General features: G+C 51.5%; 9 protein-coding genes. 3 read left to right on the plus strand and 6 right to left on the minus strand.

From position 1 onward, the window contains the following. Positions 1–14 precede the first annotated feature (14 nt). Both ACWGOO_RS13940 and ACWGOO_RS13945 read right to left on the minus strand, forming a co-directional pair. Positions 15–3,140, minus strand: coding sequence for a DEAD/DEAH box helicase (locus tag ACWGOO_RS13940; protein WP_452484293.1), 3,126 nt, complete (start codon positions 3,138–3,140; stop codon positions 15–17). 158 nt (positions 3,141–3,298) lie between these two features. Further along, a complete protein-coding gene (locus ACWGOO_RS13945; RefSeq protein ID WP_452484295.1) occupies positions 3,299–4,237 on the minus strand; it encodes a helix-turn-helix transcriptional regulator in 939 nt (312 codons plus the stop codon). A 104-nt stretch (positions 4,238–4,341) separates the two neighbouring features. Between ACWGOO_RS13945 and ACWGOO_RS13950 the strand changes: the two genes are divergently transcribed. Continuing rightward, positions 4,342–4,884, plus strand: a complete 543-nt coding sequence (locus ACWGOO_RS13950) for a dihydrofolate reductase family protein (RefSeq protein ID WP_452484297.1) — start codon at positions 4,342–4,344, stop codon at positions 4,882–4,884. A gap of 82 nt (positions 4,885–4,966) precedes the next feature. On the opposite strand, the gene ACWGOO_RS13955 is transcribed toward ACWGOO_RS13950, so the two are convergent. The 3 genes from ACWGOO_RS13955 to ACWGOO_RS13965 are packed head-to-tail and all read right to left on the minus strand — an operon-like array spanning position 4,967 to position 8,026. Then, positions 4,967–6,265 carry an ABC transporter substrate-binding protein gene (locus ACWGOO_RS13955; RefSeq protein WP_452484299.1) on the minus strand — a complete coding sequence of 433 codons (1,299 nt, stop codon included), beginning with the start codon at positions 6,263–6,265 and terminating at the stop codon, positions 4,967–4,969. Between the two features lie 42 nt (positions 6,266–6,307). Next, positions 6,308–7,144, minus strand: a complete 837-nt coding sequence (locus tag ACWGOO_RS13960) for a carbohydrate ABC transporter permease (protein ID WP_452484300.1) — start codon at positions 7,142–7,144, stop codon at positions 6,308–6,310. Further along, positions 7,145–8,026, minus strand: coding sequence for a carbohydrate ABC transporter permease (locus tag ACWGOO_RS13965; RefSeq protein WP_452484505.1), 882 nt, complete (start codon positions 8,024–8,026; stop codon positions 7,145–7,147). It lies immediately after the preceding gene. A 205-nt stretch (positions 8,027–8,231) separates the two neighbouring features. On the opposite strand from ACWGOO_RS13965, the gene ACWGOO_RS13970 reads away from it, so the two are divergent. Further along, entirely contained in the window at positions 8,232–10,046 is a 1,815-nt protein-coding gene (locus tag ACWGOO_RS13970) for a cache domain-containing sensor histidine kinase (protein ID WP_452484302.1), read from the plus strand. A 6-nt stretch (positions 10,047–10,052) separates the two neighbouring features. Continuing rightward, positions 10,053–11,672 (plus strand): response regulator transcription factor, encoded by a 1,620-nt coding sequence (locus tag ACWGOO_RS13975; protein WP_452484304.1) that lies wholly within the window; start codon positions 10,053–10,055, stop codon positions 11,670–11,672. Here the strand turns inward: ACWGOO_RS13975 and ACWGOO_RS13980 are convergent. Next, complete coding sequence (locus ACWGOO_RS13980) at positions 11,644–12,096, minus strand: GNAT family N-acetyltransferase (RefSeq protein ID WP_452484306.1); 453 nt, start codon at positions 12,094–12,096, stop codon at positions 11,644–11,646. The two genes, ACWGOO_RS13975 and ACWGOO_RS13980, sit on opposite strands and share 29 nt — an antisense overlap. Positions 12,097–12,158: the final 62 nt, after the last annotated feature.

Below are 12,158 nucleotides of genomic sequence, written 5' to 3' on the forward strand. Positions count from 1 at the left end.
CATCCTTTCTGTGCTTACTCAATCCATATGTCGTTTTGCAGCGCAATCAGACCGCGCAATTCATCGTCAGACATTTCCGTCAGCCAATGCTCGCCTGAACCGACAACCTGTTCAGAGAGCGCCTTTTTGCTCTCGATCAGCTCATCTATCCGTTCTTCCAGCGTACCTTGGCAAATCAGCTTATGCACCTGCACGTTACGGCTTTGACCGATGCGGAATACCCGATCCGTCGCCTGATTTTCCACCGCAGGATTCCACCAACGGTCATAATGAATAACATGACTGGCACGCGTCAGATTCAAACCGACGCCGCCTGCCCGCAAGGAAAGCACGAATATATTCGGCCCTACTCCTTGCTGAAAGTTGTGGACAATTTCGTCCCGTCTGGTTTTCGCCAGCCCCCCATGCAGGAAATACGGTTCTTCCCCGAAAGTCCGGGCCAGCCGTGCTACCAACAGCTCTCCCATAGACACATATTGGGTGAAAATCAGAGCGGATTCTCCATTCTCCCGAATGGTTTCCACCAGTTCCAGCAGCCGTTCCATTTTGCCCGAATTTTCGGTTTTTCCAGTGTCAGCCCGGCCCGGAATGATCAGACCTGGATGGTCGCAAATCTGCTTCAGCTTAGTCAGCGAAGATAGGACAAGCCCCTTGCGGGCGATGCCGATCTGCCCGTCCAGTGTCCCCATGAGTTGATCCACCACGCCGCGATACAATCCAGCCTGCTCTGGTGTCAGCACACAATACGATTTCAGTTCCAGCTTCTCTGGCAAATCCTTGCGTATATCCGGGTCGCTTTTGAGTCGACGCAGCATGAACGGCGAGACGAGACGAGACAGCTCACGCAGCGCGGCCCCTCTTTCCTCTCCCGCCATACTGTAGCGCTGACGGAACGAAGAAGAAGTGCCGAGATAACCCGGATTCAAAAATTGAAAAATGGACCACAGCTCACTCAGCCGATTCTCCACCGGGGTGCCCGTCATGGCGATCCGATGCGGTGCTGACAGCTTCATTACGCTCTGAGCCTGCTTTGTCCGTGCATTTTTAATATATTGCGCCTCATCCAACACGATAGAGGACCAATAGACCGCAGATAAATCGCTGCCGTCCCGGCCCGCCAAATGATAGGTAGTGAGGACGATATCATATTCGCGGACGCTTTCTTGAAATGCCTCCCCGTGAAGTCGCTGGTTGCCGTGATGAATATAGAGTGACAAATCCGGCGAAAAACGCTTCAGCTCCCGCTGCCAGTTACCCAGCAGCGAGGTCGGACAGACGATCAGCGCCGGACGCTGATCCGTGGCGCCAATGCCACCATCGAGCAGGCAGGTAATAACCTGAATCGTTTTACCAAGCCCCATGTCGTCCGCAAGGCAGACACCGAAGCCCAGCCCGCGCATGGCAGCCAGCCATTGAAAGCCGCGCTCCTGATAAGGACGCAATTCGCCATACAGCGTCTTCGGTACAGGGCGCGGCTCCACAGAACGAAGCACGCCGCCCTCAACCAAAGAGGCCAGCAACCCGGCCGATTCCGCGCCGAAGATGGACAGACCCTTCCATGAGGCCTCGCCTGCACCTTCATTTTCTGCGGCCAGATGCATCCATTCAGACAAAGTCATTTCGCCGTCTTCACCGCGCTTGATAAAACGCAGCACCTGACGAATTTCCTTCGGATCGACCTCGACCCATTCGCCCCCCAGACGTACATACGGCAAATTAGCCGCGACGATGCTTTCCAATTCCTCCATCGTCAAGGTCGTATCGCCCAGCACAGCCTCGGCATCAAAAGAAATCATGCGGTTAATACCGACCGTCGATGTGTCGGCAATCGCGCCTTCCGGCGGTGTGCCTCGCTCCGCCGAACGCATTTTGAGCCGCAGACCTGCGCGGCGGCGGCCCTCCCGGCTCCAGCGTGAAGGCATTTGCACGGTGATGCCGTTCTTTTGCAGAGCGGGCACGGCTTCCGTCAGGAAGCCGAAGAACAGCTCCGGCTCCAGTGTGAGGCCCTCGGGATAAGGGCGGTTCAACGCTTCTTGCAGTATCGGTGCTGCTTCGGCTGCTTGTCCAAGCCGCATCAATAGCTGGGCCTGCACTTGGCGATACACGATGGTGCCGCGCACCAGATCGCGCTCGGGATACGCCCACAGCGCCAAAGCAGGCAGTCGCAACCCCGGCTCGGCATCGCTTTCCGCCCAAAAGGTGATGCGCCATTCCTTCACATTCTCTTCCAGTGAAGGCTCCAGACGAAGGCACAGGCGAAGCTGCCCTTCTGTCGGCTCCTGATCCTCCCGTTCCGTAACCGGCATCGCGCTTCCTTCAAGAGAGGCCGTCTGGAGAACCAACTCCTCCATCTCGGCAGGCGTTCCCTGTATCGCAACCGGACGGGAGCCTGTCAGCAGACTGTTCCACCACAGCTCTGCCAGCGGCGATCCCCCGCGCCGATACTCTGCGCGATATCTGCTCAACTCACGGTCGGAGGCTGCCAGCACCGCAGTCGTTTCCGCATGGATGACTGCACACAGGAAGGAGTAGAGCACGATCCCCGCTGCATCCTCCCGTGTTTCCGGCTCCTTGCCTGCGAAGACGGCGGGAGCCGCCATACAGACGGCTGGCATCGCCGAAGACAGCTCATGAAAGCGGCGAACGTCCTCTTCCTGGCGCAGCCGGGGAATCCACACCCCAACCGCCGCCTCCGGTCCGCGACGGCGCGGTCCCGATGGACGCGCCTCTGTAAGCGATGGCACAATTTCGCCCCGCTGCATCAGTTCCAGCGCAAAATAAGCGGCCTTTTGCCAATATTGCATTTCCTCTCCCAGTGTAATGCCCGACGCAGCACAGCCCTTCTCGTCCATACGGGTCAGCAGGGCCAGCGTTTCGCGCGGTTCCAGCGCCAAGCCCTCCAGTGTGCGGCCCAGCATGGAGCGTCTTTTGCCTCCTCTGCCTGCGACTTCCACGCGAGCGGTGTTCGGTATCCGTACCTCGGCAAGGCGCAACGCAGCCTGCCGAAACGGCCGAAGATCTCCCTTCAGCGTCAGCCTGCGGACCACACTGCTCCACGCATCAATACGTGGTTCCGACGTCTCACCAGAAAAACAAAAAAACACATCTCCGAGCCATATCCCATAAAGCGGTTGATTCATATCTGTCTCCCGTCCAGCCTTTTGAATTATTACTCTTCATCATATACGAAAACAGACTCTTTTCAAAATTTTATCGTCAAAAATAAATGGAAACTCATAAGTTAATAACCTTAAATATTCATGTGATTAACTATACAAAAGAGACTTCATTTATAAGATTAAGTCTCTTTTTCTTCATCATCAGCTTCAGCATCCATCAGATAAGGATTCAGGCTGTCTTGCAGCAGTTGCCTGACTCGCATACGCAGCTCTTCCGGATATATGACCTCGGCCTCCGGGCCATACTTTAGCAGGAGTCTGGATACATATTTAAATTCTTCAGACGGAATATATCCCTGCCATTCCTGATGGGAAACATTCTGGAAGAGCGGATCTGATTCTGCCAGCCGGGCACCAAACGCGGTAAATTTTATTTTTGACGGAATTCCCGTACGAGAATCATCCGAAGCCATCCATTCCCGAAGTGTGGGAAGGCTGGGTAAGGTTTGTTCCAGCATGGTCATTGCGATTACCCGATCTGAACGGTACAGGATAATCCGGTCTTTGCTATGCGCTGGCATGTACCAATATCCGTGATCAAAATATAGCCCAACCGGATATACTTCAGTCCACTTTTCCCCAGAAGCGGAGCGGTAATGCATCTTCACCTGGCGCTTATTCAACGCAGCCTCCAAAATGAGCGAGGTGTAGGGCGACTCTGCGTGAGTAGGCATCATGCGAAAAGAGATATAGTCCTTCAATTGATCAATGCTATCCTGCACATCCTGTGGAAGCTCGGCATAATATTGCTCGGATACATGCCCACGAACCGATCCGAAAGGAATATCCGGAATGTCTTCCAGCAGTTGCAGCATGAGAAAAAGACCGAGGGCCTCGTCACGGGCAAGATGAAGAGGCGGAAGAAGTCGATTGGGAAGCGCACGGTACCCGCCATGAGGGCCAGTTTCGGTATAAAGGGGTAACCCGGTCTGCTGCAAATAGTCGAGATCTCTTTGTATCGTCCTGACGGAGACGTCAAAACGCTCGGCAAGCTCACGTGCCGTATATTTTTTTCGGGAATCCAGTATCCTCATAAGAGCAATTCGGCGTTCGTTCATCAGGGACTCCTTTTATTAAAAATTCAATCGGATACGAAATTTAACTACGACATCATATGTCATAAATGTATTGTAACATAGGAGATAGAAAGGAGTGATGAACGATGAAGGATACAAAGCCTCGCAACAAAGTCGTGCTGTATATTGCCATGAGTCTCGACGGGTATATAGCGCTGCCAGATGGCTCGGTGGACTGGCTGTATGATGTCAAAGGGGACGGCGGGGACAATGGATATGCAGACTTTTACGACACCGTAGGCACGGTGCTGATGGGCAGGTTGACGTATGAGGAGGTATTGAGGCTCTCGGACGATTTTCCTTATGCCGGTAAGCCGTGTTATGTGCTCACCCGGTTATTAACGGAGCATCACCAAGCACCTCATATTACGTTTACAGACGAAGCTCTGTCTGAACTTGTTCCGCGTCTACAAGAACAATCGAAAGGTGCAGTATGGCTGGTGGGTGGAGGCCAGTTAGCTCAGGCCTTCATACAAGCGGGACTGCTGGAGAAGGCTGTCATCGCGATCATTCCCAAGGTGCTAGGACGAGGAATACCGTTATTTCCGGAAGGAACGCTGCCAAGTACGTTTGAACTCAAAGAAATAGAACGCCGTGGGGATATCGTTATGCTTCATTATCATATATAATTCTGTTTACAGAAAAGCCTTCGTATTTCAGGATCATGCAATCTCCCTGACATACGAAGGCTGTATCACGTGCTTTTGTTCATTATTTGGTCTTCAAATTATCCCACGTGCTCTGGAAATCCTCGAACAGCTTCCCGGCATCCGATTTACCCGCCACATAGGCTTGCATCTGACTGCCGAATTCCTGCTGCGCTCCTTCAGGATAGCGGCTAAAGAACCAGCCCAGCAGCTTGTTTTCCCGACTGTATTTCACCACTTCAGCACCCAATTGGCCCATATCGGCCTCTGACCCTTTGATGCTCTTGAACGCCGGAATGAATTTGAATTCCTTGGTGATATACTTTTTACCCTGCTCGGATGTCACCATCCAGTTTAAAAACTCCTTCGCCTCGGCTTTGACCGTTGAATTTTTGTTAACCACCCAGTTGTTGGCGACGCCTACAAACAGTTTATCTCCGGCTGCGGCGTCTTCACCAATCGGCATAGGCAGAATACCCAGATTCAGCTTTGGATTCATCCCGTCCATTTGTACCTGGGTCCAATTCCCTTGCTGCATCATGGCGGCCTTGCCCGTAGCAAAATTCGTTACCTGAGTATTGTAATCGGTTGTCAGCGGTTTGGAGTTGCCATACTTGAGCGTCAGATCGAACAGCTTGATCCACTCGGCGAATACAGCGTTGCCCGGGATTTGCGCTGTTCCATCATTCAGTCTCTTCACAAAAGCTGACGGGTCCGGCTGATTGGCAAATGCCACGTTCAGCAAATGATTCCCCAGCACCCAAAACTCCTGATATCCATTAGAAAAAGGGGTAATGCCTGCGGCTTGGAGCTTTTGGGCAGCTCCTTCCAGCTCGGACAGCGTTTTGGGTGTCTCGGTAATACCCGCTTTCTTGAACAAATCCTTGTTATAAATGAAGCCGTAGCCCTCTAGATTCATCGGCTGACCGTACAGCTTGCCTTCCTTGGTTATCGGCTCCTTGGCGACATCGACCACGTCACCGACCCAAGGCTGGTCAGACAGGTCCTCCAAATATTCCAGCCACGTATCCAGCTCGCGGTAACCTCCTACATTAAAAATATCCGGCTGCTCCCCGGAGGCAAACTTCGCCTTCAAGGCCGCCCCGTAGTCACTGCCTCCGCCCACGGTCTGAATATCAAGCTTGATTCCCGGATGGGACGCTTCATATTCCGCCTTCATGCGATTGAGTGCCTCTGCAATTTCCACTTTGAACTGAAAAATATGAATCGTTTTTTCCTTAGCTTCCTCTTTTCCTGCACGTTGTTCACCGCCGCTACTGTTACAGCCTGCCAGAACAAGTGCAAACGCAGCGAGAAGCAGAATCAGGGTTTGGGCTTTCTTTTTAAAAGTATGCGTTTTCATATTCATGTTCCCTTCTATCCTAATTTTCAGTTCATCCCACACTCAGCCCTTGACTGAGCCAGCCATAATACCTTGAATAATATATTTTTGCATGGCCAAAAAGAATACGATCACTGGCAAGATACCCAGTACCAGTGCAGGCAATGCCAAATCCCACTGCTTGGTGTACTGTCCGAAAAAGGCGTAGGTCGCGATTGGAATCGTCCGCAGCTCCGCCTTTTGCAGCACAAGAGAAGGCAGCAGATAGTCATTCCAGATCCAGAGCGTATTCAAAATAATAACAGTTACCATCATCGGCAGCATCAACGGATATACAATGCGGAAAAACACACCGTAAGGCGTACAGCCGTCTACCGTAGCCGCCTCCTCCACCTCAACCGGTACGCCTTTAACAAACCCGTGAAAGAGAAAGATGGACATCGGCGCCCCGAATCCCAAATAACAGATCACCAGACCGCCGATGCTGTTCATTAAATCCAGCGTACTGACCACCTTGACCAAAGGAATCATCACGGATTGAAAAGGAATAACCATGGCAGCCACGAACAAGGTGAACAACACCCGGTTATAACGCGTCGGATGCCGGACCATCCGGTAAGCAGCCATCGAGCTGATCAGCGCGAGCGACAGATTACTGACCCCCGTAACTACGAGTGAATTCCATAAGGCCTCGGGAAAACGCGTAATGCTCCATGCTTTGGCATAGTTACTCCATACAAACGTTTGCGGCCAGGCCGCCGAATCGGTGAGCAGATCACCAAAGCTTTTGACCGAATTGACGAATAAAAAATAAAACGGAACGAGGAAGATCAAAGCGACGAGGATCATCACCAGCTCGGTCACCCATGTTCCAGCACGGTAACGCTTGCTTGTTTCCATTTACGCCTCCACCTCCCGGCTTTTCGTCAAACGCACCTGAAGGCTCGTAACAAGCGCAACAATGATAAAGAATATGAGTGCTTTGGCCGTTCCTAGCCCATAACGATTATTCACAAACGCCTCGTTGTAAATATTGAGTGCGACCGACTCCGTGGAATCGAAGGGACCCCCTTTGGTCAGTGACAAATTGAGATCGAACATTTTAAACGACCACGAGATTGCGAGGAAAAGACATACCGTAACGGCAGGCATGATCAAAGGCAGTATAATCGTCCGCAATATTTGTATTCGGCTCGCCCCGTCAATTTCGGCTGCTTCCAGCATATCCCGGGGCACATTGGTCAGGGAAGAGATGTAGATGACCATCAAATACCCAGCGGTTTGCCAGATAAACACGATCACAATACCCCAGAAAGCCGTGATCTCATCTCCCAGCCAGGGCAGATTAAAGAAAGACAAGTCCGCACTCTCTCCAATCGCTGCAAATCCTTTGACAAAAATAAACTGCCAGATAAATCCCAGCAACAGCCCTCCAATCACATTGGGCATGAAAAAAATAGTCCTCAGCACATTTTTACTTTTCAGCGGCTTGGTTAAAAAATACGCCAGCAGAAAACCAATGACATTCGCAGCCACCACTCCAATTACCGTAAAACGGACCGTAAACCAGAACGCTGTCCTAAACTTGTCATCATCCAGTAGAATGTGACTAAAATTATCCAATCCGACCCACTTCGCCTGATTAGCAACTCCATTCCACTCGGTAAAAGAATAGTACATTCCCAGCATGAAAGGGATTACAATAATGATAACGAAAACTAACGTCGACGGCCCTACGAAGATCCATTGCTGGAGCCATTGCGACGATTTGGCGCGGTTCAAGCCGATCCCCCCTTGTTGTCTGTTGGTGTCTGGAGCGCTCCTTACGGCTTCCTCATCAAGCAGCATGGACGCTTTGACCATACGATTTGCGGTTCACATATTCATTATGTCGAATAAGTGCAATTGAGAACACGCAAGATCGTGAACCATTCAGGGGAAAATATTGACCTCCGGCTTGCCTTGAATTGTGAAAGGAGCTATCCGCATGAAATTCCACAGCATTCGTTCCCGCTTGATCTGGTTTCTGTTCATTGCTGTTACTTTGCCGCTGCTGCTGTCGATGACTATGACCTTGATTCTTACCAAGCAATCCTTGCGAGAGCAGGCCACACAAGAAAATGAACGGCTTATTTTTCAGGGCATTACGAATCTGGATAACTATTTACAGGGATTAAACCGCGCGTCCATCGGAGTTTATAATGATCCTCATTTCCTGCGCAACCTGGCTAAAATTCCGGATGATTACCGGGCCGTCGCCGAAATTTACACCACACTGCAAACGATGATGAATGCTTCGTCAGGCATCGACCAGGTGTATTTGCACTCTTTTGAGGCCAAGCAATCTACGCTGATTACCAGCACGGTCCCTCTACGGCAATTCCGGCTGGCCCCCTTTCCCGGCTCTATCCATTACGGCTCTTCCGGATTATTCATCCAGCCTTCACATACGAAGCATTTGTACGGCTTTTCGGCGGTTTCCTATGCGGAGCACAACACACAGCGGCAGGTATTCACCCTCCATCGGGCGATTCGGAACATTCCTTCCTCAGAGACGCTTGGGGTACTTGCTATGGATGTTCGTCTGGAGCCGCTGCGCAGCATTTGTCGTCAACTGTATGATGCAGATACAGAAGAACTGTTTTTGATCGACCGGAACGGAACGATTATATATAGTGGACAGGAAGCGTTGATTGGAACGCGCTGGAAGGAATCCGGCTTGCTTAATCAGATCTCTAAAGAAGGCGAGCACGGAGTCATTGAAGACGATACGGCATTGCAGGTGTACGGCAAGCTGGATGCTAACCTGTCAGGCTGGACGCTCGTCAAGAAAATCCCTAATCGCACGCTTTATTTATGGGCCACCCGCCTGACCCAGATCAATGCAGTCATTACAGGCGCAGCGTTGCTACTCGTCATTGTCGCCACCTTGTGGATATCCATCAAAATCACGGAGCCTATCAAGCAACTGACCCGCTACATAAACCAGATTCAGTCTGGTCAGCTGGATGTAGACATCCGGGCCATGAGCAATGATGAGATCGGAGTACTTTCACGCCGTTTCAGACAGATGATGGATACCATCAACAACCTCATTTTACAGGAATACAAGCTGGAACTGGCGAACAAGACACACCAATTGAAAGCGCTTCAAGCACAGATTAATCCTCATTTTTTATACAATACGCTACAGTCTATCGGAACGCTGGCTCTACAGCATGAGGTGCCGCGAATCTATTCCCTGCTCTCTTCCCTTGCCAAAATGCTCCGCTATAACATGCGGGATCATACGGTCGTAACACTTAAGGAAGAGGCCGAGCATGTAAAGCAATATCTCGATTTGCAAAAAGAACGCTTTGGCGAGCAATTAGAGGTTACTTACCAGTGGGATGATGGGGTCCTGGATGATCAGGTGCCCAAAATGATTCTCCAGCCATTAGTGGAAAATTACTTTAAACACGGTGCTAATCCCCGGCTGGGACATGGTGAAATTCGAATTGCAGGCTGCCGGATTCGGGAAGGAATCGTGAAGATAACAGTGGAAAATAACGGAACATCCATTCCTCTGGTCGAGTTGGAGCAACTCCAGCATATGCTGAAACGTCCGCTGAAAGCCTATGAGGAACCGAACACCGGCGAGTCGGATTCCATCGGACTCCGTAATGTGCTGCTGCGCATACAGCTTCACTCCGAAGACGGCTCTAATACCCTGTATGTAGACAATATTCTGCCTCATGGCGTTCGTTATACACTCGAAATTCGTACCGAAGTTCACACCGAAATTCATATTAAGGGAGAGTGACCTGTCATGAAAGTCCTGATTGTGGATGATGAAAAGCATGTGCGCCATGCCATTCGGATGCTTGTACATTGGGAAGCTTGCGGCGTGACCGAGGTCATTGAAGCCGAGTCGGGCGATCAAGCGATTGAGGTCATCACCGCCTTTTCGCCACCTGTTGTACTCACGGATATGCGGATGCCCGGTAAGGACGGGGTGGCCCTGATGGAGTGGATTCAGGTGAATTCCCCCGCGACCCGAGTCGTGGTGGTCAGCGGCTATGACGATTTCGAACTGGTCCGGCAGGTCATCCGTCGGGGAGGCATGGACTATATTCTCAAGCCTGTGGACCCGGTGGAGATTAACGAGGCTTTAACCAAAGCCACTCAAGCCTGGCAGACAGCGGAGCAAGACCGAAACAGGCACACGATGCAGGCCATTGAAGTGAACCGGATGAGGCCCCACTATGCCGACAAGCTCCTGACCGAACTGGTGTCCAGTACGGCGAATACGCATTTTTCCATCACGCCTTTACGTGAGGAACTACATCTTCCTGCGACTATTCATATGTGCAATGCAGCGGTGATGAGCACCACTCAACTGGATGCCGATATGCTGGATAAATACAAGACGCGGCACACGCTTCTGGGCTTTTCCCTGATTAACATCTGCAACGAGCTTCTCGGGAATTCCCAAACCGGGATTGCGTTTCGCCATCTGGAGCGTATGGACGAAATTATTCTGCTGTATTGGGGCGAACCGTCCCGCTGGCCGCTGCTCTTGCAGGATATTCACACAGGGATAAGAACGGCGTTGCGGTGCTATATGCACATCGGAATTGGCTCTTTCGGTGCCTTTCCCGTGGCAGCGGCCACAGCCTACCAGGAAGCGCGGCAAGCATTGTGGAAACGGGATGTGCTGCAAGCCGCCGACTGGATGCACCATAGTTCTCTTGCACGGCAAGCGGTGCGTCCTCCCCAGCTTCCCGAGATGGAGGAGGAGCTTCGGCTTAGTGCGCTCAGTTGCAACGCCAGTCGTATAGCTGCGGCGGCAGGCCGCTGGATAGCAGTCGTAGCCGGGCTGCCTGAGGTTACGGTGGAACAACTGGTCGACTGGAATCAGGAGCTGGACTGGATGCTGGCTCGCTGGCTGAATGACAGACCCGGAGATGCCGCAGGAGAGGAACTGGCAGACGAGCACGACTCTATCCCTGCCCTGCCGATCGACAGCCGGGGCTTGCTATCCCTGAGCCTATGGCAGAAGCAGGTCGAAAACCGACTGCTTGCAGCCGGTCAGGCTCTTACACCAAGCCATAACCCAAGCAATCCTGTTATCCGTGATATTGCCCGCTATCTGGATGCTCATTACGATGAGGACATTTCCCTACAGGATATGGCGAGCCGTTTTTACCTCAGTCGGGAATATATCTCTCGTAAATTCAAGCAGGAATACGGCGTTAATCTGTCCGAGTATCTATGTCGGATCAGGATGGACAAAGCGAAGCTGCTGCTGTTAAATGACAAACTCCGCCTCCATCATATTGCCGGTATGGTTGGTTATCAGGACGAAAAATATTTTGGCAAGGTATTCAAAAAACTGGAGGGCGTCACGCCCGGCGAGTTCAGAAGACGCCATTCTGTAGATCCTTAGCCGTTAACGCATACAGCACATGATCTTCCCAGACACCATTAATCTTCAAATAGTTTAGAGCCAGCCCTTCCCAGCGAAATCCGGCCTTTTCCATCACTCGATTGGATGGCGTATTTCTCGGCATAACCCCGGCCTGTATACGGTGCAATCCCAATTCATTGATGGCGTAACGTACAACATCCTTTACGGCTGAGGTGGCGGAGCCTTGTCCGTGATGTGTAGGATCTACGAAGTACCCCAGATTCGCATTTTGAAAAGGGCCTCTAGCTACACCCGATAGCTCCATTCTGCCGATCAGCCTATCATTTTCCGGCAAAAAAAGCCCAAACGTATATCCTTGTCCCGCTTGTGCAGCCTCAAGACCGAGGGAAATCAGACGTGCCTGTTCTTCCTGCGTAAAGTAAATTTCAGGCCATTTTGTCATTCCCCTTCTTTCTCTGTTTGTCGTATGCATGTATCTACAGGGCAGAAAAATACCCCGGGTGC

Source organism: Paenibacillus sp. NPDC055715 (genome assembly GCF_053617595.1).

Excerpts from the sequence above, each read along its gene's own strand:
- ACWGOO_RS13950 (WP_452484297.1), top strand. The coding sequence starts at position 4,342 with ATGAAGGATACAAAGCCTCGCAACAAAGTCGTGCTGTATATTGCCATG.
- ACWGOO_RS13975 (WP_452484304.1), top strand. The coding sequence starts at position 10,053 with ATGAAAGTCCTGATTGTGGATGATGAAAAGCATGTGCGCCATGCCATT.
- ACWGOO_RS13945 (WP_452484295.1), bottom strand. The coding sequence starts at position 4,237 with ATGAACGAACGCCGAATTGCTCTTATGAGGATACTGGATTCCCGAAAA.
- ACWGOO_RS13955 (WP_452484299.1), bottom strand. The coding sequence starts at position 6,265 with ATGAAAACGCATACTTTTAAAAAGAAAGCCCAAACCCTGATTCTGCTT.
- ACWGOO_RS13960 (WP_452484300.1), bottom strand. The coding sequence starts at position 7,144 with ATGGAAACAAGCAAGCGTTACCGTGCTGGAACATGGGTGACCGAGCTG.
- ACWGOO_RS13980 (WP_452484306.1), bottom strand. The coding sequence starts at position 12,096 with ATGACAAAATGGCCTGAAATTTACTTTACGCAGGAAGAACAGGCACGT.
- ACWGOO_RS13940 (WP_452484293.1), bottom strand. The coding sequence starts at position 3,140 with ATGAATCAACCGCTTTATGGGATATGGCTCGGAGATGTGTTTTTTTGT.
- ACWGOO_RS13970 (WP_452484302.1), top strand. The coding sequence starts at position 8,232 with ATGAAATTCCACAGCATTCGTTCCCGCTTGATCTGGTTTCTGTTCATT.